The organism is Paenibacillus sp. JT31N7 (assembly GCF_059692095.1).
In genome coordinates this window covers 1,240,746-1,264,800 of the sequence record NZ_JCAUAT010000001.1, presented here as the reverse complement: position 1 = coordinate 1,264,800, position 24,055 = coordinate 1,240,746, and the positions used below count along the sequence as shown (strand labels likewise).

Here is a 24,055-nt window from a genome sequence, read left to right as displayed (position 1 = left end):
CCTGTACGGGAAAGGAAAGGATACGTATGGAACCGCTCCGTTTAAAGCTGGACCTGCAGTTATTCTCGCAAGAGAAGACGGAACCGGCGACACCGAAAAAGAGGCAGGACGCCCGTAAAAAAGGCCAAGTGGCAAAAAGTATGGAGCTGCCTGCTGCTTTTATCCTCTTTTTTTCATTTTTATCGTTTTACATGATCGGCGGATTTATGAAGGAACGTCTGATAGACCTGTTCTCGGGAACGCTGAGGCACGATTTGCTGATGGATGTGACCATGGCGAATGTGCGGATGTTATTTTACCGGCTGTTAATTCATTTCCTGATCCTGCTTGCTCCCATTTTAATGTTAACGATGGTGATTGCGCTGGCGGGAAACTACCTTCAGATCGGTATTCTTTTTACAGGCGATCCGCTCAAAATCAAGTTAAGCAAACTGAATCCCATTGAAGGGTTCAAAAAAATATTTTCGATGCGCTCGGTCGTTGACTTCCTAAAGTCCATGCTGAAAATGAGCGTGATCGGAACCGTTGTTTATATGACGCTGTGGGACGAGAAAGCGAAGCTTCTCAGCCTCAGTCATGTACCGCTGGAAAATTCGCTACATTATATATGGTCACTGACGCTTTCGTTGGGAATCAAAATCGCTTTAATTCTGGTCGTGCTTGCCTTGTTCGATTACCTCTACCAGAAATATGAATTTGAGAAAAGCATACGGATGTCTAAGCAGGACATCAAAGACGAATATAAGAAAATGGAAGGCGATCCCCTTATTAAAGGGAAGATTCGTGAAAAACAACGCCGGATGGCCATGCAGCGGATGATGCAGGAAATTCCAACGGCGGATGTCATTATTACAAACCCGACGCATTTCGCGGTTGCCATCCGGTACGATTCGGCCAATATGCAGGCTCCTAAGGTGGTTGCGAAAGGGACGGATCACGTGGCTTTGAAAATACGTGAAATCGCCAAGGAACACGGCATTATGATTATGGAAAACAAGCCGCTTGCACGGGCGCTCTACGCTCAGGTCGATCTGGAAGAGTCGATTCCTGGCGATCTGTTCCAAGCCGTAGCCGAAGTGCTGGCTTATGTATACAAAATTAAGGGCAAAGTGAAGAACATGTAGAAAGGGGGGCCGTACATGAAACCAAAAGATTTAGTTGTACTGATCGGGGTAATCGGGATTATCTTGATGATGGTGGTGCCGATTCCAACCGCCCTCCTCGATTTTTTGCTCATTATTAACATTACGATCTCCCTGATGATTATTCTGGTCGGGATGAATACGCAGGAAGCGTTGCAGTTTTCCATTTTCCCGGCCCTGCTGCTTGTGACGACCTTGTTCCGCTTGGCACTTAACGTTTCGACGGCCAGAAATATTTTGGCTCATGCCGAAGCGGGAGCCGTGGTCGAGACGTTCGGTAACTTCGTCGCGGCGGGCAATATCGTAGTCGGGTTTATCGTGTTTCTTATTCTGGTTATCGTGCAGTTTATCGTCATCACGAAAGGTTCGGAGCGCGTAGCCGAAGTAGCTGCCCGCTTTACTTTGGATGCGATGCCCGGTAAGCAGATGAGTATCGACGCCGATTTGAACGCCGGTATGATCAATGAGCAGCAGGCGCGCGATCGCCGCAGAAAAGTGGAACGCGAAGCGGACTTTTACGGAGCCATGGACGGAGCGAGTAAATTCGTCAAAGGGGACGCGATTGCCGGGATTATCATCCTGCTGATCAACCTGATCGGCGGACTGATCATCGGGATTTCCATGAAAGGCATGTCGTTCGGAGAAGCCGGACATACGTATTCGATTCTTACAATCGGTGACGGACTGGTCAGCCAGATCCCGGCCCTGTTGATCTCTACCGCTTCCGGCATTATCGTGACGCGCGCCTCTTCGGAAGGAACGTTCAGTAACGATATCATCGGTCAATTGACCGCTTATCCGAAGCTGTTGTATATCGTGGCGGGAACGATTGCTTTTCTGGGAATTTTCACTCCGATCCATTGGTATACGACCATTCCTATTGCGGTTCTACTCGTTTTCGCGGCACGGAAGATGCAGCAGAACTTGAACCGGAGACAGGTAGAGGAAGAGCAGATGGTGGAAGAGCAGCAGATCGAAGAAGTACGGAGTCCGGAAAGTGTAATCAGCTTGCTGCAGGTGGATCCGATCGAATTCGAATTCGGTTACGGGCTCATTCCGCTGGCCGATGCCCAGCAGGGCGGAGATTTGCTCGACCGGATTATTCTGATCCGCAGACAATGTGCGCTGGAACTCGGTATCGTGGTTCCGGTTATCCGGATCCGTGATAACATTCAGCTTCGGCCTAACGAGTATATCATCAAAATTAAAGGCAATACGGTTGCGGGCGGCGAATTGCTGCTTAACCACTACTTGGCCATGAGCCCGGGATTCGAAGACGAATCCGTCACGGGAATCGAGACGACCGAACCGGCGTTCGGACTGCCGGCCCTGTGGATCGATGAGATGACCAAAGAGCGGGCGGAATTGTCCGGATACACCGTGGTGGATCCGCCTTCCGTAGTCGCTACGCATCTCACGGAAATCATCAAGAAACACGCCCATGAGCTTCTGGGACGTCAAGAAACCAAGACGCTTATCGACAACGTCAGAGAAGCGTATCCGGCTCTCGTGGACGATTTGATTCCCAATGTCCTGTCCATCGGCGACGTTCAGAAAGTGCTTGTGAAACTGCTCCGCGAAAAAATTTCCGTACGCGATTTGGTTACCATCCTGGAAACGCTGGCGGATTACGGACCTTACTCCAAAGATCCGGATATTTTGACGGAGTATGTACGGCAGTCTCTTTCGAGGCAGATCACGCTGCAGTACTCGTCTCCGCAGGATTCGCTCCGCGTCATTACCGTAGGACCGGGACTGGAGAAAAAAATCGCGGATTCCGTGCAGCAGACGGATCAGGGGTCTTATCTGGCTATCGACCCGTCTTCCTCGCAAGTCATTTATCACAAGCTGGGTGAGCAGGTGAGTAAGATGGTCCAGTCCGGCCACCAGCCGGTTATCCTGGCTTCACCGACGATCCGTATGTATTTACGCCAGCTTCTGGAGCGTACCATGCAGGACATTCCGGTTTTGTCTTACAGTGAACTTGAACCGAGTGTAGAAATTCAAAGCATGGGAGTTGTCAACTTGTGAGAGTGAAACGTTACATTGTCGATTCAATGCCGGACGCTCTTCATAAAATCAGAACTGATCTCGGCAAGGACGCCGTTATTTTAAGCACCAAAGAAGTGAAAACCGGCGGGTTCTTGGGACTCTTCGGAAAAAAACGCATCGAAGTGATTGCAGCTCTCGAGGAAGGCCAATCCGGTTCCGGTAATAACGGTCCGGAAGGCGGCGTTCAAGCCCGTCCGTCCTCTAAAGCGGCTGCCGCGGCTGCCGTAACGGCCGTTGCCAAAGCGCGGCAGGAAGAAGAGGCGGAGAAGGCAGCCGATCAGCCCCGGCACAATAAAGAGCAGGAGCTGAGGCAAAGAGAGTTTGCGGAGCTTCTGCTCAGACAATCCGCTTTGCAAAATGAAACGGTTCCGACTTACGGAAACCGAGAGACGGTCGACAAAGCGGGCGCGGGCCTTCTCAAGAAGCAGGAGACGGGGGAGGCTAACGCCATCACGGCGGCTTTAGAGACTTCCTCCATCGGAGAGGTATCCGGGAGCGTGAACGGAGCAGGCGCGTACCAACGTCCTGCACCAGCTCAGCAATCCCCGCAGCCATCTCCCGCGTCCATCGACCGTCCGACCGGACGCCCGGCGGACACCCGGTCCGCAGCGCCGGCAAATGCGGGGCAGCCGGGCGCAGAGGAGTCGCTGCCCGTGATTCCTCTGCGCCCTCCGGCGGCTGCCGCAGCCGCTTACGCGCAGGCACGGCCGGCCGCCGCAGAGCAGCGGCAGAGCCCGCCGCCCCAAGCGGCTCCGCGGGGCTTGCCGCCGGCGGAAGCTCCGGCCGCGCAGGCCGCCGAAGCGCCGCAAACGGGCGGCTTCGCCGACGAGCAGGCCGAGTCGCTGCGCGCCGCACTGGCCGCCTCCCGGGCGGAGGCGGCGGCAGAAGCGGCCGCGGCCCAGAGCGCGGCCCGCGAGGACCTGATGCTGGCAGAGCTCCAGCATCTCAAAACCATGATGGCCGGCCTTGCCCGGCCATCCGCACAGCCCCAGCTGCCGCCCGTATGGGGGCGGCTGGAGGAGCATCTGCTGGCGCAGGAAGTGCAGCCGGACCTGGTCCGGCAGCTGATCGAAAGCGCCAGAAGAGATCTTGCCGCCTCGGCCGACGAGGCGGGGGCGCGGCAGGCGGCGGAAGCGGTCCGCAAGCGGATGCTTGCACTGTTCCCGCCGCCGCAGGGCAAGCCGATCTCGGCGGACTCCAAGATCGTCCACATCGTCGGGCCGACCGGTGTCGGCAAGACGACGACGATCGCCAAGCTGGCCGCCGATCAGGTGCTGAAGCAGCGCCGCAAGGTCGGGCTGATCACTTCCGACACCTACCGGATTGCCGCGATCGAGCAGCTCCGCACGTACGCGAATATTTTGGACGTCCCGGTGGAAGTCGTGTTTTCTCCGGCCGATCTGACGAGAGCTCTGCACAACTTGAGAGAAGCCGACGTGATCTTCATGGATACGGCCGGACGCAATTTCCGCAACGAAATGTACGTATCCGAACTCAATACGCTGATCAGGCACCAGGGGCCGAGCGAAACGATTTTGGTGCTCAGCCTTACGTCGAAGTACAGCGACATGAAAGCCATTACCGCTAACTTTTCCAAGTTTAAAGTAGATAAAGTCCTTTTTACCAAAATGGATGAGACGTATTCTTACGGCGCCATGCTGAATTTGCTGGATGAATTTCCGATCCGGCTTTCCTACGTGACGGACGGACAGAACGTACCCGACGATATCATGGTAGCGGACGAGAACCGGATTGTCGACGCGGTGCTGGAGGGTTACTCGTATGAGTGACCAGGCCCAGGAACTGCGTAATCTGATCCGCCTGAGGCATGAGAAGGATACGCCGTCCCCGGGTTCCGCGCTAACCGGCCAGCCGGAGCGAAAGACGCGGATTATTACCGTTACAAGCGGCAAGGGTGGGGTAGGTAAATCGAATTTCACCTTGAATTTTGCTCTCTGCCTGCAGGCCAGGGGATACAAGACGCTCATTTTCGATGCCGATATCGGGTTTGCCAACATTGACGTGCTGATGGGGATTTCCTCCAAAGCCAACCTGCTTCATTTAATTAAAGGGGAAAAAACGATCGGAGAACTCGTTCAGACGGGACCTAAAGGCCTTCAGTTTATCGCAGGGGGTTCGGGGCTTTACGATCTGGTCAGATTGTCGGATTCCGAAGCGGATTCTTTTACCGACCAGATTCAGGAACTTGGCGGAATGGCCGATTTTATCCTGTTCGATACGGGAGCCGGTCTTTCCAAAGAAACCCAGCGGTTTATAGCCGCCGCCCAAGAAACGCTTGTAGTTACGACGCCGGAGCCCACGTCCATTACGGATGCGTATGCGCTCATTAAAATGGTCCGCAGCGAAGATCCCGATGTAGCTTTCAAGCTCGTGGTCAACCGAGCCGCTCACAGCCGGGAGGCAAAGGAAACGGCCGAGAAAATCGCTATGGTGGCCCGCCGCTTTCTGTCCATCGAACTCCAGACACTGGGATTCGTGGAAGACGATCAGTATGTATCTCGGGCCGTTAAGGAGCAGACTCCTTTTACAATTGCTTATCCTAACTCTCCTGCCGCCAAAAGTATGAATGTCCTCGTCGATCAATTTCTGGGCCAGCAGCCCAAAGCGGATTCAACCGGCGGATTTAAAGGTTTCCTCAGCCGGCTGATCGGCCGCTAAACTACTCACATCTAGAGCCAATTCAGGAGGGACCCTATGGAGCCGTACCGTATTCTGGTAGTCGACGATTCGGTGTTCATGAGGAAGATCATTACGGATCTGATCGAAGAAGACCCCAATTTCCGTGTTATAGCCGTCGCAAAGAACGGTACGGAAGCCGTAGTCAAGACAAAAGAGCTAAAACCGCACGCGGTTACGATGGATATTGAAATGCCTGAAATGAACGGACTGGAAGCGCTCGAACGTATTATGGCCGCCACTCCGACTCCCGTCATTATGCTGAGTTCGCTGACCATGTCGGGCGCGGTTGAAACAATCCGCGCCCTTGAACTCGGCGCGATTGATTTTATCCGGAAACCGTCCGGTTCGATTTCGCTGGATTTATTCAAGGTCAAGCAGCTTTTGCATGAGAAGCTGAGGATTGCGGTCAAAACGCGCATGCGGCCGCAGCCGCCGATAGAACCGGTGAAAAAGCCCGAACGCTTCGTTCAGTCGTCCGCTTCGTTCATGAAGCCTCCATCGGCTGCAGAGACTCCCCGGAGAACAACTGCGAAGCCGCAAGAAACGGGAAAACCCGCAAGCGGGATCGGTGCCGGAAGTTCGAGAGGCTTTCAGGATCTTGTGGCGATCGGCACATCGACCGGGGGACCCCGAGCGCTGCAGAAGGTGCTGAGCGGCCTGCCGGCGGATTTTCCGGCCCCTGTTCTTATCGTCCAGCATATGCCTCCGAATTTCACGAAATCGCTCTCCCAGCGCCTTAACGACCAATGTGCCGTTCGGGTAGTGGAAGCGGAGGAAGCCCAGGTGCTCGAACCCGGTACGGCTTATGTCGCTCCCGGCGGACTGCATATGACCGTCGTCAGGGCCGACGACAAGAAATACCGGATTTCTTTGAGCAAAAGCGAGCCGGTATCCGGACACCGTCCTTCCGTGGACAAGCTCTTCCAATCCCTGCTTCCCTTGAAGGAGCTGACCCGGCACGCCGTTATTATGACAGGGATGGGCAGTGACGGAGCGAGAACGATCGGAGAACTCAGAAAGGACGGAGCGGCAACCACGATTGCCGAATCCGAAGAGACGTGCGTCGTTTACGGCATGCCGCGAGTCGCGGTGGAGAACGGAGCCGCCATGTATGTCCTTCCTTTGGGGGACATTGCTCCGAAGCTTGTCGAACGGGTGACGGATACAAACGGCAGCCGCTAAAGAAAGTACTCGTTAAATTGACGGAGGTGCAGTTCTGTGGAGTTGAACCAATATTTATCGATGTTCATCGACGAATCGAAAGAACATCTGCAGGCTCTTAATGACAACATGCTCAGCTTGGAAAACAGTCCCGACAACATAGATATCGTTCATAATATTTTCCGCTCGGCACACACACTTAAAGGTATGTCCGCGACGATGGGATTCGAAGATCTCGCGTCGCTGACTCACGAAATGGAAAACGTTCTGGATTTGGTCCGGAATCTGAAGCTGAAAATGGATCCGTTCATTTTCGACAGCCTTTTCCAGAGTCTGGACGCTTTGGATTCGATGGTCGAGGATATCGTTCAGGGCGGAACGGGTAAGGCCGATGTTACGGCCATTGTCGTCGCGTTGAAATCCATCGTAAGCGGAGATTATCTCAAATCCGCTCCTACTGTTGGGGGAGGAGCCGGAGCGGAAGGCCGGGAAGAAAGCGTTATTGCCCTGGACCAGTTCCAGCTCTCGGTTCTCCAGCAATCGATCGACGCCAACATGCAGGTGTTTTATGTCGAGGTCACCATTCGGGAAGACTGCGTCCTGAAAGCGGTTCGTGCCTACATGGTGTTCGAAATTCTGGAGCGTTCCGGCGAAGTCATTAAAGCGACGCCTTCCGTCCAGGAGATCGAGCAGGAGAAATTCGACCGTACCTTCTCCGTATATTACATAGCTAACGTCGGAAAAGCCGATCTGGAGAAAGAAATTTCGAATGTCTCCGAAATCGAGCATGTTCAAATCATCGTACTCGACCGCGAAACGCTGGACGAGATGACGGGAAGCGGCGCGGCCCAGGCGGAGGTCAAGGCCGGCGAAGCCCAGGCGGCAGCGGCTGCTGCACCCGCTCCGGCAGCCAAACCGGCGCCGGCCAAGGAAACAGGCGGAGCTGCCAAACCGGCAGCGGCTGCAGGCGGCGGGCCTGTGGGAACCCGTACCATTCGGGTAGATATCGAGCGTCTGGATTCCCTGATGAATCTCTTCAGCGAACTGCTTATCGACCGGGTACGCCTGGAGCAGCTGGCAAGCGAAATCAAGCGCAATGAGCTGACGGAGACGGTCGAGCATATGGCCCGGGTCAGCGGCGATTTGCAGAATATCGTGCTTAAGCTGCGGATGGTGCCGGTCGATACGGTCTTTAACCGGTTCCCGCGGATGATCCGGGATATCGCCAAATCGCTGGACAAAAAAGTCGATCTCGTCATAACCGGCGCAGAAACCGAGCTGGATCGCACGGTAATCGACGAAATCGGCGATCCGCTCGTGCATCTGCTTCGCAACGCGGTCGACCACGGGCTTGAAACCGTGACCCAGCGTGTGGCAAAGGGCAAAAGCGAGAGCGGAACCGTTCATCTCCGCGCTTATCACAGCGGTAACAACGTCTTCATCGAGATCGAAGACAACGGTAACGGCATCAATCGTGAGAAAGTTCTTGCGACCGCAGTGAAGAAAGGGATCGTCGCGCCTGAAATGGCGGAGAAAATGAGCAATTCCGATATCGATCAGCTGTTATTCGCATCCGGATTCAGTACTGCCGACGTAATCTCGGACATTTCCGGTCGCGGGGTGGGCTTGGATGTTGTAAAAACGAAAATCCACTCGCTCGGGGGGCATATTCATGTCGAATCCAATCCGGGCAGCGGTTCGATCTTCTCGATCAAGCTTCCGCTTACGCTCTCGATCATCTCGGCCATGCTGGTCAAGATCGGCAGCGAGAAATATGCGATTCCGCTTTCTTCGATCGTGGAGACGGCTCTTATCCAGCAGGCACAAATCCGTTCCGTGCAAGGAAACCGGATGATCGATTTCAGAGGCAGCATGATTCCGCTCGTTTCGCTCAGTTCCGTACTCGATATTCCCGACTACAGTGAAGCGGACGAGACGGAAACCGAAGTCGTGGTCGTGCGCAAAGGCGAGAAAATGGCCGCACTCATGGTGGAAGAGTTTATCGGCCAACAGGAGATCGTTTTGAAAACATTGGGTAAATATTTTACAAAGCTGTTCGCGATTTCGGGAGCGACCATTCTCGGCGACGGTCAAGTCGCATTGATTCTGGATACGAATGAACTCATTAAATAATCTGGCAGGGGAGGCCGTTCAAATGGCTGAAGATAAAAAAATTATCGTATTTGCGCTGGCGCATGAGGAATACGGAGTAGAAGTGGATAAGGTCAAAACGATCGAACGGATGCAGCCTATGACCCGTGTTCCGAAAACGCCTGCTTTCGTCAAAGGCGTCATTAACCTCAGAGGCGTGGTCGTGCCGGTTATCGACCTCCGTTCCCGTTTTGGGCTTCCGGAAACCCCGTATTCGGATAATACCCGTGTCATCATCGTAGCGGTTAACGAACTCGAAGTAGGGCTTATTGTAGATTCCGCTAACGACGTAATTGACCTGAACGAAGACAATATCGAGAATCCTCCCGAAGTTGTCGGCGGCATCAAGGCGAAATATCTCCACGGCATCGCTAAAATCGGAGAAGACCGTCTCCTGGTGCTGATGAACCTGGAACAGGTTTTGAGCAGGGACGAAATCATTCAATTGGAAAAGATCGAGGCCTAAGCAAGTGGATACGCTCAGGCAGTTGGCGGATTATCAATTGGATGTGCTCAAGGAAATCGGTAACATCGGTGCCGGTCATGCGGCCACTGCTCTGTCCACCCTGCTGGACAAGCCTGTGGATATGCTCGTTCCCAAAGTTATGGTTCTTCCTTTCGAGGAGATCCCTGAAATCGTGGGCGGAGCGGAGGAAGTCGTACTCGCTATTTTTCTGCGGGTGGTCGGGGATGCTCCGGGCAATATGTTTTTTATTCTGAATCTAGAATCCGCCAAACGGATGCTGTTTTCCCTGATCGGGATGGAGCTTTCCGACAGCGGTGAGTATACGGAACTGGAAATTTCGGCATTAAACGAAATCGGCAATATTTTGGCGGGATCGTACTTGTCCTCGCTGGCCGATTTTACACGGTTGTCTATGTCCCCGACCGTACCTTCCCTGGCTATTGATATGGCGGGAGCCATTTTAAGTTACGGCTTGCTTCAGTTCGGGGAGATGGGTGATCAGGCACTGCTGATTGACACGAAGTTTCTGGAAGGAAACGAAGAAGTCCAAGGAAACTTCTTCCTTATTCCGGACCCGGAATCGTTCGGGAAATTATTTGCGGCACTAGGGGTAGAGGCACATGAATCAACAGACGATCATTAAAGTCGGTATGGCGGATCTTAATATCGGCATGCCGGGGGGCGTGCTTAAAACGACGGGACTCGGTTCCTGCGTCGGGCTTACTTTATTCGATGACTATGCCAAAGTCGGCGGCATGGCGCACGTTATGCTGCCGACATCCGAAATCGCCCGAGAAGGCACCGTCAACATAGCCAAATATGCAGACACCGCCATTCCCGAATTGATCGACCGGATGACCCGTCTTGGTGCCTCAATCAATCGAATGGAAGCGAAACTGGCAGGGGGAGCTCAGATGTTCGCTTTTGCCGGAGGGAGCGATACGATGCGAATTGGACCTCGTAATGTAGAGGCTTGCAAAGAAATGCTGATCAGGTACAAGATCCGAGTCAAAGGTGAAGATACGGGCCAGAACTACGGAAGAACGATTGAACTTAATTGCGATACGGGCGTGCTGACGATTCGAAGCGTACAGCACGGCTTGAAGGATTTGTAGAGATGGCGGGAACGATTCGTTGGAACTTCATAGTCGGTGCCGTGTCCTTCGTCCTTACCTTTCTTCTTTCGCTGGGCAGCAACGTCTGGCTGACCACGCTGCTGCGAAGCGTTTACAGTTTTGTCATTTTATTTGCCGTCACATTCGGTTTTCGGTTTATTATGGGCCTGCTCCTATCCGCTAACAACCCCGCCGTGAATGAAACGGACGCGGGTGCCGCAGAAGGAGCCGCTCCGAACAAGAATCTCGGCCAGCATCTCGATCTGACTACTCCCGATGAAACCCCGCAGGAAGCGGCGGACGGAGTGGACAGGGAGGATGCGGAATTTGCGCCGCTGCTACCCAAGAAGCTAGTTACCCGGAAGCAGCCTGACACTGAGCAATCGGTCAGAGCCCTTCGTCAAATGTCTGAAGAATAAGGACGGTGTACAGCCATGATTGATAAAAAACCTAATCTGGCGCATTTCGATACGTGGAGACAGTGGAAGCAGGGCGGTTCCAGAGAAGCCAAGCAAACGCTGATTGAAACGTACCTGCCTCTTGTCGAATACGTATCGGGCCGTTTGGCGATTGGTCTTCCCAAAAACGTTTCCAAGGAAGACCTCGGAAGCTTCGGAATCATGGGTCTGATCGACGCCGTCGAGAAGTTTGACTACGAACGCGGTCTGCAGTTTGAAACTTACGCGTCCTGGCGCATACGCGGAGCCATTATCGACGGCCTCAGACAGGGGGATTGGGTTCCCCGTTCCGTGCGAGAGAAGGCCAAGAAAATTGAGGAAGCGTATCAGAAGCTGGAGCAGAAGTATCTTCGGACTGTGACGGACGAAGAGATCAGCGATTACCTCCAGGTTACGGAGGACGAGTTTCAGCACATGCTTCAGGAAATCGCCGTAACATCCATTTGTTCCATAGACGAACCGATTCGTGATGAAGAATCCGAAACCCGGCTTTCGCTTCTGGTGGACGAGCGTGCTAAAAATCCGGAATTTACAGTTAACGAATTTTACCTCAAAGAAACTCTTGCACGGGCGATAGAGAAATTAACGGAGAAAGAGCGGATCGTCGTCTCTCTGTTTTATTTCGAAGAACTTTCCCTGAGCGAAATTGCGGAAGTAATGAGCTTGTCGCCTTCCCGCATTTCACAGCTTCACTCCAAAGCCATGCTGCGCTTAAGAGGAGTTTTGAGTCGATATAAAGTTCAGTTGTTTGAAAAATAGAAGCTGCCGGGAAAGGTTGTCGATACAGGATGGAACGGATTTTGGAGTTGGACCAAACCATTAGGATTTCCGTCACGGACGATAAGTTGACATCCTTGCTGAAGTTTGCCGATGTCGGGGATGATTTTACAGTCACGTTTGACGAGCTTCAAGGATTGGCCAGAGCGAACAGCATTGTCCACGGACTCGATACGGAGGTGCTGCTCCGCATAGCGATAGATCCTCAGCCTTATCTGCTCACTGAAACGGTGATCGCCCGAGGCACCCCTCCCGTTAACGGAACGGACGGATACGTCCATTATTTGTACGGGCGCAACAACGATACGCATAAGCCTGTCGAGACGGAAGACGGGCGCGTCGATCTCAAAGAAGTATCCACCTTGAACAATATCATTAAAGGCCAGATTATCGGCAAAAAAATTCCTCCGACCGAAGGAACGCCCGGCAAAGCCGTAACCGGAGAGCCGCTGCCGACACGCGCAGGCAAGGAAGCCAGGTTCAAACTGGGGAAAAACGTCGTGACGGATAGCGAGGAGAAAGCCATTTACGCCGCTATCGACGGACTCGTTACCTACACGGACCGGAACAAAGTAAACGTGTTCCCCGTATACGAGGTGAACGGAGATGTGGATTACCGTACCGGCAACATCGATTTCGTCGGAACCGTCGTCATCCGCGGAAACGTGAGCCCCGGTTTCAAAATCAAAGCTTCCGGGGATATCCGCATAGTCGGCGGTGTGGAAGCGGCCGAACTCGAGGCCAGCGGCTCCATTGAAATAACCGCGGGTATCGTAGGCAGGAACAAAGCCGTAATCCGGGCCGGGAAAAACGTGAAATCTTCCTTTATCCAGGATGCGACGGTAGAAGCGGCGGAAGCGATCACGGTTTCCCAAAGTATTCTTCATTCGACAATACGTGCGGGTAAAACCGTCGCTTGCAACGGGCCCAAAGGGCTGATCGTGGGCGGAATCGTTCAGGCCGGCGAGAAGGTGATCGCCAGAACGATCGGAAATTCCCTCTCCAATGCGACTGCAATCGAGGTGGGGGTGCTGCCAGAGCTTCGCAATGAATTGATTCAGCTTCGTTCCCAGCTCAAAGCGCTTGCGGATAATCAGTCCAAGACAGACAAAGCCCTTATTTTGCTGGACCAGTTGGCAGCGTCCGGCCAGCTCGGACCGGACAAAGTAGCGCTGCGAATTAAGCTGAATCATACAAAGCGGCAGGCCGGAGAAGAACAGCGTGAGCTCCGTGAACGGATTTTCGAAATGGAAAAATCGCTTGAGGACAGCGATCGCTCCAGCGTAGAAGTGATCTCTACCGTATACGGAGGAGCCAAAATCGTGATCGGCCGCTACACGAAGTTCATCAAAGATCCGATGAGCCATGTCGTGTTCCAGCTTGTTGCAGGGGATATCGGGCACAGTGTCTATATGCCTAAGTAAAGGCTCCTTGATCAAGTCAATAACCAGCGATAATGACGAGGTGGAACTTTTATGGATATGAAACCGGTCGATTTGCAGTTCGCGGTTCACAAGAACGATCAGGCCGGCATCCGGCAGCAGCAGTTGAACCACAAGCCCGAGATGGACCAGGTCCTGCTGGGAGCGGAAAATGAGAAGACCGCCGAACATAACCGGAAAGCCAGCGAGAAAATCGGAGAGAGCGAAGAGTCTCAAATCCGTAAAGAGGGCAGGCAGAACGGCGGACACGGCGGACAGGGCCGGCAGCAGAGGAAGGAGGCTCCTTCTCAAGAAGCGGAGCCACCTAAGGCGGTTCACCCTTTTAAAGGCTCGCATATCGATTTGAGTTTATAAAAGGAAGATTTGAAAGTACAGGTGATGTAAAAATGGATCCTTGGCAGATGATTGTTCTTCTTGGCCTCGTTATTGTGGTGTTTGCGGGAGTGATTCCCCGTTCGGCCGCAAAAAAAGGCGGGCAGGCGCCTTCGGCCCAGCTCGTGAAAGAGCTGGAAGAGAGCATGGCTCACTTTGCGTCCGATCTTGAGCAGCAGAACCAGGCGCTCATCGACATGTTCAAAGAGACGCAGAGGGAGCACAAGCTCGAGGTCGCCAAATTGACCGCCAGGCTTGAAGTACTGGAGCGCCGCAGCGTGGACGGAAGCGGGGCGGCGGTGCATGGCGGGCGCGAGTCCGCGCCGGAGGTATTCCGGCAAGGGTCCCGGAGCACGGAACCGCATGTCTACACGGACCCTGCCGTGCAGACACACGGATCTGCGCCGGAAACGCCCCGCCCTTCGCAGAAGGAGGAGCTCCTGGCCGCAGCTGCGGCCGTACCCGTTCAGCCGCAGGAAGCTCCTCAAACGGAGCAGGAACTCTCCGTGCGCGCCCGGTATGCGGCCCTTTTTGAGCTGCATGACCAAGGAAGATCCACGGAGCAAATCGCCAAACAGCTCGGGATGAACAAAGGGGAAGTCATGCTGATCATGCAGCTGGCTAAACGGGAGGGACATTCCGATGAAAGTAAATAAAACGCTGCTGGCCGGAATCGGCATCGGCATGATCGTGGGCTCGGCACTTCTTCAGTTGATGATATCGGCTGCCCGGCCCGTCCAGCCTTTGTCGCAGAATTCGGCCGTTTCCATTGAGCAGATGGACATGAGCAAACTGAAAACCGAAGCCGGGAAGTACTATCAAGTTTTCGACAAAAGCGAGCCCGTTTTCACGAAAGAGCAGCATGAGCAGGAACTGCAAAAGCAGCTGGAGGCAGAGAAAGCGAAAGCGCCGTCCGCCCAGCCCGCTCCTTCGGCGCAGCCTCCAATAACCGCCGTCTACATCGCGCCGGGAATGAGATCCAGCCAGGTGGCCAAGATCGTTTCCGTGAGCGGGTTAGTCGAAAGCCAAGAGCAGTTTGAGCAGGCGATGGCTGCTAAGGCGGCGACAGGGAAGATCAAGTCGGGCGTTCATAAATTTACAGGCAAACCGACACTGGACGAGATCATTCAGAATCTGACCAGCAAGCCGGAATAAAAATAAGGCTCTTGCATTCGCGAGGGTCTTTTTCGGTGTGCGGACGGGAACAATAAATAACGACTGGCGAAAGGCTTTTCGCGGATTAAAAATCTTGCCGAAAGTTGTCTCCAAACGCTGTTGCATCCCGTATGCGACTTGTGGTATAGTTATTGACGGTGTTAAAAACACACGACAGTTAATTCGTATAACGGTGCTTGTCCGGGCCTTGCGCACGGCGAGTTTTATACGGAGATGCGGCTGTCGGAGGAGCATTACACTAAAACCATTTTATTGAGGAGGTGTGTGAGGATGGCAGTAATTTCCATGAAGCAGCTTCTAGAAGCTGGGGTACACTTCGGTCACCAAACCCGTCGTTGGAACCCGAAAATGGACAAATACATCTTCACTGAAAGAAACGGCATTTACATTATCGATCTACAAAAAACGGTTAAAAAGGTTGAGGAAGCTTACAACTTCGTTAAATCGGTCTCTGCTGAGAACGGTACGATCATGTTCGTAGGTACCAAAAAACAAGCTCAAGACTCCGTTAAAGAAGAAGCGGAACGTTGCGGCATGTTCTACATCAACCAACGCTGGCTCGGCGGCACGCTGACCAACTTCCAAACCATTCAAAAGCGTATCAACCGTCTTAAAGAGCTTGAAAAAATGGAGCAGGACGGCACGTTCGAACTTCTTCCTAAGAAAGAAGTTATCATTTTGAACAAGGAAAAAGATCGCCTCGATAAATTCCTCGGCGGCATCAAAGGCATGAAAGGCCTGCCTAGCGCCCTGTTCATCATTGATCCACGCAAAGAGCGTATTGCGGTTGCAGAAGCTCGCAAACTTGGTATCCCAATCGTAGGTATCGTTGATACGAACTGCGATCCGGACGAAATCGACTATGTTATCCCAGGTAATGACGACGCGATCCGCGCTGTTAAATTACTGACTGGTAAAATGGCCGATGCTGTGATCGAAGCTAACCAAGGCGAACAAACAACGGCTTAATCGACATAAACGAACGTAACAGGAAAAGGGTGGTCTGAAGGCACTTAAGCCTATCACCGCCCTTTTTTTAAAATACTTACACTCTTAGGGAGGTCCCTATTATGGCAGTAACAGCTGCAATGGTAAAAGAATTGCGTGAAAAAACAGGCGCCGGCATGCTTGATTGCAAAAAAGCGCTGGACGAAGCAAACGGTGATCTGACGAAAGCAAGCGAAATCCTTCGTGAGAAAGGTCTTGCCGCTGCCGCTAACAAAGCGGGCCGCGTAGCTACCGAAGGCGTTGTAGAATCTTACATTCATGCCGGCGGACGTATCGGCGTTCTTGTCGAAGTTAACTGTGAAACTGACTTCGTTGCCAAAACGGACAACTTCCGTGATTTCGTAAAAGGTATCGCGATGCAAATCGCCGCTGCGAACCCTTCCTACGTTCGTCGTGAAGAAGTTCCGACGGAAGAGCTTGATAAAGAAAAAGAAATTCTTCGCAACCAAGCGCTGAATGAAGGCAAACCTGCTCACATCGTGGACAAAATGGTTGAAGGCCGCATCAGCAAATACTACGAAGAAATTTGTCTGATGGAACAATCCTACATCAAAGATCCGGACAAAACGGTATCCGTCCTGCTGAACGAAATGATCAGCACGATCGGGGAGAACATTTCCATCCGTCGCTTTGTTCGCTATGAGCTTGGTGAAGGTCTTGAGAAGAAAGTCGACAACTTCGTTGAAGAAGTAATGGCACAAGCTAAAGGCAACGCCTAATACCGAACGGACCAAAAGCGGGAACACATTGTGTTCCTTCTTTTGTAAACAGAAACGGTACAAGAAAGATAGAAGCACGCTGATTTGTCAGAACGGAGGGTACCAAAGTTGGAGCGACCTTTGTATAAAAGAGTAATCTTAAAGCTGAGCGGTGAGGCTCTTGCCGGACAGCAAGGATTCGGGATCGAATCGGACATCATTTCTTCTATCGCCCTGCAGGTGAAAGATGTAGTTGATCTCGGGGTGGAAGTTGCTATCGTCGTGGGCGGAGGCAACATCTGGCGCGGGATTGCAGGCAGTGCCAAAGGCATTGACCGGGCTACGGCAGACTACATGGGCATGCTTGCAACGGTCATGAATTCCCTGGCTATGCAGGACGCGCTGGAGAATATTGGCGTGCCGACCCGTGTGCAAAGCTCCATTTCCATGCAGCAGGTAGCGGAGCCTTATATCCGCAGAAGAGCGATTCGTCATCTGGAGAAGGGCCGAGTCGTCATCTTTGCTGCCGGAACAGGTAACCCTTATTTTTCCACGGATACGACGGCTGCGCTTAGAGCGGCCGAGATTGAAGCGGAAGTTATCTTGATGGCCAAGAACAAAGTAGACGGAGTTTACTCCGCAGATCCTTTCAAAGACGAAACGGCCGAGAAATACGAGACCCTTACTTATCTTGAGGTGCTCAACAAAAATCTCGGCGTGATGGATTCGACCGCTTCCTCGCTGTGTATGGACAACAATATCCCGCTTATCGTATTTTCGATCACGGAGAATGGCAACATTAAACGGGTCGTCCTCGGCGAAAAAATCGGTACCATTGTCAAAGGGAGTGTATAAATCGTATGCCGCAATCGATTAAAAAGAATGCAGAAGAGCGGATGAGCAAGGCTATCGACGCACTCAAGCGCGATCTGGCCACTCTGCGCGCAGGCCGCGCAAACCCTGCGCTGCTCGATAAAATCCAAGTGGAATACTACGGCGCGATGACTCCGGTTAACCAGTTGGCTAACATCTCCACGCCGGACTCCCGCACGCTGATCATTCAGCCGTGGGATAAAAGCTCGATGGGAGCCATCGAGAAAGCCATTCTCAAGTCCGAGCTGGGCTTGACTCCGGCTAACGACGGTGCGGTGATCCGCCTGGTCATTCCTCCCCTTACGGAAGAACGCCGCAGCGATCTGGTTAAACTGACCCGCAAATACGGGGAAGAAGCCAAAGTTGCGATCCGTAATATCCGCCGCGATGCCAATGATGACATCAAAAAGCAGGAGAAAAACGGCATTTCCGAAGACGAGTCCCGTCGTCACCAGGACGATATTCAGAAATTTACGGACAAATTCACGGCCGAAGTCGAGAAAGTCCTGACAGGTAAAGAAAAAGAAATTATGGAAGTGTAAACGGCTACCGTCGCCCCCTGAAATACCGGGGGCTTTTCATCTTTCCATAGTGGGGGAAAAGAGATGTTCAATCAACTGAAAAAATGGCTTGGAAACGAGTCTGCACAGGACGAGAAGTCTCCCCATTTGGAGTTGGACAACGTTCCGTCTCATATTGCCATTATCATGGACGGAAACGGACGCTGGGCGAAACAGCGCGGACTTCCCCGTGTGGCCGGGCACCATTCCGGTATGAAGAATGTGAAGAAAATCACCATTGCAGCCGACAACATCGGAGTCAAGGTGCTGACGATGTATGCATTTTCCACGGAAAACTGGAAGCGCCCTAAAGAGGAAGTCGAATTCCTTATGAAGCTGCCCCAGGAGTTCTTTCCACTGGAAATCGAAGAACTGATCGAACGAAATGTGCGTATCCGCATGACCGGCTGGAAAGAAAGTCTGCCGGATTACACACTCAATGCCATTGAGGATGCAATCGAGCGTACAAAGAATAACACAGGCCTCATCCTAAACTTTGCTCTGAATTACGGTGGCCGCAAGGAACTGCTCGCCGGCGTTCAGGATGTGCTGAGGGATGTTCAGGAAGGCAAACTTCGTCCGGAAGAATTGTCCGAGGAAACATTTTCCTCGTATATGCTCACTTCCGGGCTTCCTGACCCCGACCTGCTGATCCGGACGAGCGGAGAGTTGAGGCTAAGCAATTTTCTGCTGTGGCAGCTCGCATATAGCGAATTATGGTTTACGGAAGCTTACTGGCCTGAATTTTCGGAAGAGCATTTTTACCGGGCCGTTGCCGAATACCAACGACGGGCAAGACGATACGGAGGCTTGTAAGCATCGGTTTGGAGGAATGAAGCGTTGAAGCAGAGGATTCTGACTGGAGCGATAGCCGGAGCCGGATTTTTAGGCCTGCTGGCTGTCGGCGGTAACTGGTTTGCCGCCCTGATCGTACTAATGGCCATAATCGGCTTTGATGAGTATGTGCGAATGAACAAGTTGAAAGACCACAGGATCACATGGTTGGTCGGCATGATCGCCTTGATTCTGCTCACCCTTCCATGGGAAATGCACCGGTTTACCTACGAACTCAATGAGGTCGGCCTGATCTGGGGAGCCGCCTTCGTGTTGATGGCCGCTACGGTCTTGTCCAAAAACAAAATCACCATCGACATGGTGTCGCTTCTTTTTCTCGGAGTCGTGTACATAGGTGTCGGATTTCATTATATGATCATGACGCGGTGGATACCCGAGCATGGTTTGTTTTGGACGCTCCTTATTTTTGTCTGCATTTGGGCTACGGATTCCGGTGCGTATTTTGTCGGATCGAAATTCGGCAAACACTTGCTGTGGCCGGTAATCAGCCCGAAAAAATCGGTTGAGGGAGCCCTCGGCGGAGTACTGATTGCTGTTGTGGCGGGACTGTGTTTTTCCCTGGCCCGTCCTGAGCTTCTGTCCCCGGCTCGCGCAGTGCTGATCGGTGTCGTTATCGCCGTGTCGGGTCAACTGGGCGACCTTATCCAATCCGCCTACAAGCGGGTGAAGGGAATCAAGGATACGGGGACCATCCTGCCGGGTCATGGTGGAATCCTCGACCGCGTGGACAGCTGGCTTATCGTTTTTCCGCTTGTCCACTGGCTTGCACTGATTCCTTCCTGAACCCGTATACCCGTCCACCAGACAGAATCGGCTCAGGCTCATCCAACGGGGGAGATTATGAATAAACGAATAGCAATACTTGGTTCCACCGGATCGATCGGTACGCAAACGCTTGATGTTATTGCCCATCATCCGGATCATTTTACGGTTGAGGCTCTTGCCGGCGGTCGGAACGTTGAGCTTCTAGCCGAGCAGATCCGCCGGTTCAAGCCGAAACTGGCTTCCGTGGCTACCCGGGAACTGGCGGATCAGTTATCCGCATTGATACCCGAAGGTACGCGGATTCTGTTCGGTGAAGAGGGTCTCCTGGAGACGGCTGCCGGAAACGATGCAGATTTCGTCGTAACGGCCGTAGTCGGCAACCAGGGGCTGGAACCGACGATCGCCGCGATTGAAGCAGGCAAAACGATCGGCCTTGCGAATAAAGAGCCGCTTGTGAGCGCGGGGCATCTGGTAACGGAAGCCGCAAGACGCAAAGGTGTGCGGCTGCTGCCCATCGATAGCGAACACTCCGCGATTTTCCAATGTCTGAACGGCGAACGCCGGGATGAGGTCAGGAAAATCACCATTACGGCTTCGGGCGGTTCTTTCCGGGATCGTACCCGGGCGGAGCTGGAAGGGGTTACCGTCGAGCAGGCTTTGAACCATCCGAACTGGTCGATGGGTGCAAAGATTACGATCGACTCGGCCACGATGGTCAACAAAGGGCTCGAAGTCATGGAAGCCCATTGGCTTTTTGACCTGCCCTACGATCAAATCGCTGTGCTTTTGCACCCGGAAAGCATCATTCACTCGTATGTGGAGTTCAAGGATAGCAGCATCATTGCCCAGCTCGGAAACCCGGACATGCGCGTGCCGATCCAATATGCGCTATCCTACCCGAACCGGCTGCTTTCCCCGGCCAAATCCCTGGATCTTGCGGAAATCGCTACGCTGAATTTCCGGCCTATGGATTTTGAACGGTTCCCCTGCCTCCGGATGGCTTACGAAAGCGGCCGGACCGGAGGCACGGCGCCAACCGTGTTCAACGCGGCCAACGAACAAGCCGTAGCGAAATTTTTGCAGGGAGAGATTCCGTTTCTCCGCATTGAAACGATAATAGAAGAATGTCTGCAAAGACATTCGGTTATGAGCAATCCGCAGATCGGTGATATTTTGGAAGCCGACCGGTGGGCGCGTGAAACCGCGTCTCTGCTCGGCTGAGCCTCGATGAAGGATAAACCGACCGCGCTGGAAATTTTCCGGACGGCCGGTTTTTTAGTCTATGAGCTCCCTGTTCCTGCGTATACTGACATAGGCGATTGCTTGTATTAGGCCGCTCAATAATGGTACATTAGGAACATACGTAAGCATAAACGAGACGGCTTTCAGGAGAGAAAGCGCCGGAGGAGGCAGATGCGGGTTGGGAAGCATTGAGACAGGACTGAAAATCGTCCTTATGTTCTTCGTCCTCGTTACGATTCACGAGTGGGGACATTTTTATTTTGCGAAACGGGCCGGAATTTTGGTGCGTGAATTCGCTATCGGGTTCGGACCAAAATTGTTTTCATATAAAAAGGGCGAAACTCGTTACACCTTGAGATTGCTCCCGTTCGGCGGCTATGTCCGTATGGCGGGTGAAGATCCGGAAATTGTACAAATCCAAGACGGACAGACGATTGCCGTGAAGTTAAACAAGGACAACCAAGTAACCAAGCTTTATTTGGACCAGCTTGACCAGCGGGCGAACGTTATTCAAGGTTCCGTACAGCAGATCGATCTGGAGAAAGACCTTTTTGTAAAGCTTGAAGTGGGGGACGAGCAGGTCCGTTATCCCGTTCAGCCGGATGCTCTCATGGTTACCCGCGGTGTGGAAACGCAGATCGCTCCGCTTGACAGGCAGTTTGGCAGCAAGACGGTGGGACAGCGTTTCCTGTCCATCCTGATGGGTCCGGTTATGAACTTTTTGCTGGCCGCGGTACTGTTTCTTACCCTCGTTATTATGCAGGGAGTTCCGACGAACGTTAAAGTCGACAAGCTGGAGCCTGGCCGTCCGTCCGAGAAAGCGGGGCTTATGGCCGGAGACGTCATCGTTTCGGTAAATCAGGAAACAATCGGGGACAGCCGCGAAAAGTTTATGAAAGTGGTCGGTTCCTCGCCCAACCAGAAAATGAACTGGGTTATCCAGCGGAGCGGCGTCGAGAAAAAAATCGAAATCACTCCGGACGAGAACGGCAAGGTCGGGGTTTATATCACGGGAGACAAGCGTTCGGCTTCCTTCGGGGAAACTTTTAAAGGAACCTACGACTATGTGTCGACCTCGACGGTAGGAATCCTGGACGGATTCAAGAAGCTCGTGCTGGGGCAGTTCAAAATGGACGATCTGGGCGGACCGGTACGCATTGTGCAGGTAACCGGCGAATTCGCCAGCCACGGCAGCGAATCGTACATTTACTGGGTCGCGCTGCTCAGCCTGTATTTAGGGCTGTTTAACCTGCTGCCGTTTCCTGCGCTGGACGGAAGCCGGCTCGTATTCCTCGCCATCGAAGCGGTTCGCGGCAAGCCGGTTGATCCCAACCGCGAAAGCATGGTTCACTTTATCGGCTTTGCCATGCTCATGCTATTGATGGTCGCCGTGACCTATAACGATATTTTACGTTTAATTAAAAGCTAATCTGTATTATGATAGATAGATGTAACCGTTAAGTGAAACGATGCCTGTCCGTCCGACCGGGCGAACCTTGCGTTTGCCCCGCTGGCCAGACTTCCGTAGGAGGATCCGTATGTCCAAAGATAAACAATTTGTCCGGGAAATTACGCCGCAGGGCGAAGATTTCTCCCAGTGGTACATTGATGTTATTAAAAAAGCCGATCTGATGAGCTATTCCCCGGTTCGCGGGTGCATGGTCTTTAAGCCGGACGGCTACGAGATTTGGGAAAACATCCAGCGTGAGCTGGATAAGCGTTTCAAGGAAACCGGGCACCGCAACGCCTACTTTCCGCTTTTCATTCCGGAGAGCTTTTTCCAGAAAGAGAAGGAGCACGTGGAAGGCTTCAATCCTGAACTTCCCTGGGTAACCGAAGCGGGAGGAGAGAAGCTCGAAGAGCGTTTGGCCATCCGTCCGACTTCCGAGACGATGATCGGCCATATGTATGCGGAATGGATCAATTCCTATCGTGATCTGCCGCTCCTTATCAATCAGTGGGCAAACGTGGTCCGCTGGGAGAAGCGTACCCTGCCGTTCCTTCGGACGACGGAGTTTTTGTGGCAGGAAGGGCATACCGCTCACGAAGACGAAGAAGATGCACGGCGCGAAACGATGCAGATGCTGGAAATTTACAGAGACTTCGCCGAGAATTTCCTTGCCATGCCTGTAATTATCGGCCAGAAAACACCTTCCGAGAAGTTTGCCGGAGCGGTGGATACCTTCTCGATCGAAGCCATGATGAAAGACGGCAAAGCGGTACAAGCGGGTACTTCGCATTACCTCGGCACCAACTTTGCGGTTGCTTTCGACATCAAATATTTGAACCGGGAAAATCAGCACCAGTTCGTGCACACCACCTCTTGGGGAGTAAGCACACGTCTGATCGGCGCGACGATCATGGCGCACGGGGACGACCGCGGACTGGCACTGCCGCCTAAAGCAGCTCCTACACAAGTGATCATGATCCCGATCGGTCCTCCTAAAACAAGGGAGCAGGTCGTGGCCCGTACGGACGAACTGTTTGCCGAATTGAAGCAGGCGGGTGTCCGGGTAAGAGTGGACGACCGTCCGGATCTGAGCCCGGGCTGGAAATTCAACGAGTACGAAATGCGCGGCGTTCCTATCCGCGTCGAGCTGGGTCCGCGTGATATGGAGAACGGTCAGATTGTTCTCGTTTCCCGGATTACCGGAGAGAAGAAAATCGTCCAGCAGGTCAACTTCGTTCAGGAAGTCCAGCAGCTCTTGGAAGAGATACACCAGGAGATGTACAACCGTGCGAAGCAGCACCTCGAAGAGCATTTGATCGCGGTAGACACGCTGGATGAGTTCAAGCAATACTTGGAAACGAACCGCGGTTTTGCGCTTGCAGGCTGGTGCGGTTCGGAAGCTTGTGAAGCCCAAGTGAAAGAAGAGGCGGGAGCAACGAGCCGTAACATTCCGTTTTCGCCGCGGGAATCCAAAGAAACCTGTCTGGTTTGCGGAGACAAAGCCAAGCACACCGTCGTTTTCGGTAAATCTTATTAAGCACGATTACAATGAAGGGCAAACGAGATTACTTTCTCTCTTTGTCCTTTTCTTT

24 protein-coding genes are annotated in these 24,055 nt (G+C 52.9%); all 24 read left to right on the top strand.

From position 1 onward, the window contains the following. Positions 1–26 precede the first annotated feature (26 nt). The 24 genes from flhB to proS all read left to right on the top strand — a co-directional run bounded on the left by flhB (position 27) and on the right by proS (position 24,000). Complete coding sequence (flhB, locus tag AC58P5_RS05625; RefSeq protein WP_497385095.1) at positions 27–1,124, top strand: flagellar biosynthesis protein FlhB; 1,098 nt, start codon at positions 27–29, stop codon at positions 1,122–1,124. A gap of 15 nt (positions 1,125–1,139) precedes the next feature. Further along, complete coding sequence (gene flhA / locus AC58P5_RS05620) at positions 1,140–3,173, top strand: flagellar biosynthesis protein FlhA (protein WP_497385094.1); 2,034 nt, start codon at positions 1,140–1,142, stop codon at positions 3,171–3,173. After that, positions 3,170–4,984 (top strand): flagellar biosynthesis GTPase FlhF, encoded by a 1,815-nt coding sequence (flhF, locus tag AC58P5_RS05615; RefSeq protein ID WP_497385093.1) that lies wholly within the window; start codon positions 3,170–3,172, stop codon positions 4,982–4,984. The genes flhA and flhF overlap by 4 nt, the downstream gene beginning before the upstream one ends. Beyond that, a complete protein-coding gene (locus tag AC58P5_RS05610) occupies positions 4,977–5,873 on the top strand; it encodes a MinD/ParA family protein (RefSeq protein ID WP_497385092.1) in 897 nt (298 codons plus the stop codon). Before flhF ends, AC58P5_RS05610 begins: the two co-directional genes overlap by 8 nt. Positions 5,874–5,909: 36 nt before the next feature. Further along, the gene (locus AC58P5_RS05605; protein ID WP_497385091.1) at positions 5,910–7,076 is read left to right on the top strand and encodes a protein-glutamate methylesterase/protein-glutamine glutaminase; all 1,167 of its coding nucleotides are present in this window, start codon (positions 5,910–5,912) and stop codon (positions 7,074–7,076) included. A 36-nt stretch (positions 7,077–7,112) separates the two neighbouring features. Continuing rightward, complete coding sequence (locus tag AC58P5_RS05600) at positions 7,113–9,188, top strand: chemotaxis protein CheW (RefSeq protein WP_497385090.1); 2,076 nt, start codon at positions 7,113–7,115, stop codon at positions 9,186–9,188. A gap of 22 nt (positions 9,189–9,210) precedes the next feature. After that, positions 9,211–9,672 (top strand): chemotaxis protein CheW, encoded by a 462-nt coding sequence (locus tag AC58P5_RS05595; RefSeq protein ID WP_497385089.1) that lies wholly within the window; start codon positions 9,211–9,213, stop codon positions 9,670–9,672. A 4-nt stretch (positions 9,673–9,676) separates the two neighbouring features. Continuing rightward, positions 9,677–10,315 carry a chemotaxis protein CheC gene (locus AC58P5_RS05590; RefSeq protein WP_497385088.1) on the top strand — a complete coding sequence of 213 codons (639 nt, stop codon included), beginning with the start codon at positions 9,677–9,679 and terminating at the stop codon, positions 10,313–10,315. Next, entirely contained in the window at positions 10,293–10,787 is a 495-nt protein-coding gene (locus tag AC58P5_RS05585) for a chemotaxis protein CheD (RefSeq protein ID WP_497385087.1), read from the top strand. The genes AC58P5_RS05590 and AC58P5_RS05585 overlap by 23 nt, the downstream gene beginning before the upstream one ends. 2 nt (positions 10,788–10,789) lie before the next feature. Continuing rightward, complete coding sequence (locus tag AC58P5_RS05580) at positions 10,790–11,206, top strand: hypothetical protein (RefSeq protein ID WP_497385086.1); 417 nt, start codon at positions 10,790–10,792, stop codon at positions 11,204–11,206. A 15-nt stretch (positions 11,207–11,221) separates the two neighbouring features. Next, positions 11,222–12,004, top strand: a complete 783-nt coding sequence (locus AC58P5_RS05575; protein ID WP_497385085.1) for a FliA/WhiG family RNA polymerase sigma factor — start codon at positions 11,222–11,224, stop codon at positions 12,002–12,004. Positions 12,005–12,033: 29 nt separating this feature from the next. After that, entirely contained in the window at positions 12,034–13,446 is a 1,413-nt protein-coding gene (locus tag AC58P5_RS05570; RefSeq protein ID WP_497385083.1) for a flagellar assembly protein A, read from the top strand. Between the two features lie 51 nt (positions 13,447–13,497). Further along, positions 13,498–13,818, top strand: a complete 321-nt coding sequence (locus AC58P5_RS05565) for a hypothetical protein (RefSeq protein ID WP_497385081.1) — start codon at positions 13,498–13,500, stop codon at positions 13,816–13,818. A 32-nt stretch (positions 13,819–13,850) separates the two neighbouring features. Then, positions 13,851–14,492 (top strand): DUF6115 domain-containing protein, encoded by a 642-nt coding sequence (locus AC58P5_RS05560; RefSeq protein ID WP_497385080.1) that lies wholly within the window; start codon positions 13,851–13,853, stop codon positions 14,490–14,492. Continuing rightward, on the top strand, positions 14,479–14,991 hold the full coding sequence (locus tag AC58P5_RS05555) for a hypothetical protein (protein ID WP_497385078.1): 513 nt from the start codon (positions 14,479–14,481) through the stop codon (positions 14,989–14,991). Before AC58P5_RS05560 ends, AC58P5_RS05555 begins: the two co-directional genes overlap by 14 nt. A 291-nt stretch (positions 14,992–15,282) precedes the next feature. Continuing rightward, positions 15,283–15,981: a 30S ribosomal protein S2 gene (gene rpsB, locus AC58P5_RS05550; RefSeq protein WP_009676777.1), complete on the top strand. Its 699-nt coding sequence runs from the start codon at positions 15,283–15,285 to the stop codon at positions 15,979–15,981. Between the two features lie 101 nt (positions 15,982–16,082). Beyond that, a complete protein-coding gene (gene tsf, locus AC58P5_RS05545) occupies positions 16,083–16,739 on the top strand; it encodes a translation elongation factor Ts (protein WP_497385077.1) in 657 nt (218 codons plus the stop codon). Between the two features lie 108 nt (positions 16,740–16,847). Then, positions 16,848–17,573: a UMP kinase gene (pyrH, locus tag AC58P5_RS05540; protein ID WP_009676779.1), complete on the top strand. Its 726-nt coding sequence runs from the start codon at positions 16,848–16,850 to the stop codon at positions 17,571–17,573. A gap of 5 nt (positions 17,574–17,578) precedes the next feature. Then, positions 17,579–18,133 carry a ribosome recycling factor gene (gene frr, locus AC58P5_RS05535; RefSeq protein ID WP_497385076.1) on the top strand — a complete coding sequence of 185 codons (555 nt, stop codon included), beginning with the start codon at positions 17,579–17,581 and terminating at the stop codon, positions 18,131–18,133. A gap of 63 nt (positions 18,134–18,196) precedes the next feature. Beyond that, entirely contained in the window at positions 18,197–18,967 is a 771-nt protein-coding gene (gene uppS, locus AC58P5_RS05530; RefSeq protein ID WP_497385074.1) for an undecaprenyl pyrophosphate synthase, read from the top strand. Between the two features lie 24 nt (positions 18,968–18,991). Beyond that, positions 18,992–19,789 carry a phosphatidate cytidylyltransferase gene (locus AC58P5_RS05525; protein WP_497385073.1) on the top strand — a complete coding sequence of 266 codons (798 nt, stop codon included), beginning with the start codon at positions 18,992–18,994 and terminating at the stop codon, positions 19,787–19,789. A 57-nt stretch (positions 19,790–19,846) separates the two neighbouring features. Next, entirely contained in the window at positions 19,847–20,992 is a 1,146-nt protein-coding gene (locus AC58P5_RS05520; RefSeq protein ID WP_497385072.1) for a 1-deoxy-D-xylulose-5-phosphate reductoisomerase, read from the top strand. Positions 20,993–21,191: 199 nt separating this feature from the next. Further along, entirely contained in the window at positions 21,192–22,442 is a 1,251-nt protein-coding gene (gene rseP / locus AC58P5_RS05515; protein WP_497385071.1) for an RIP metalloprotease RseP, read from the top strand. A gap of 109 nt (positions 22,443–22,551) precedes the next feature. Then, positions 22,552–24,000, top strand: a complete 1,449-nt coding sequence (gene proS, locus AC58P5_RS05510) for a proline--tRNA ligase (RefSeq protein WP_497385069.1) — start codon at positions 22,552–22,554, stop codon at positions 23,998–24,000. Positions 24,001–24,055 lie beyond the last annotated feature (55 nt).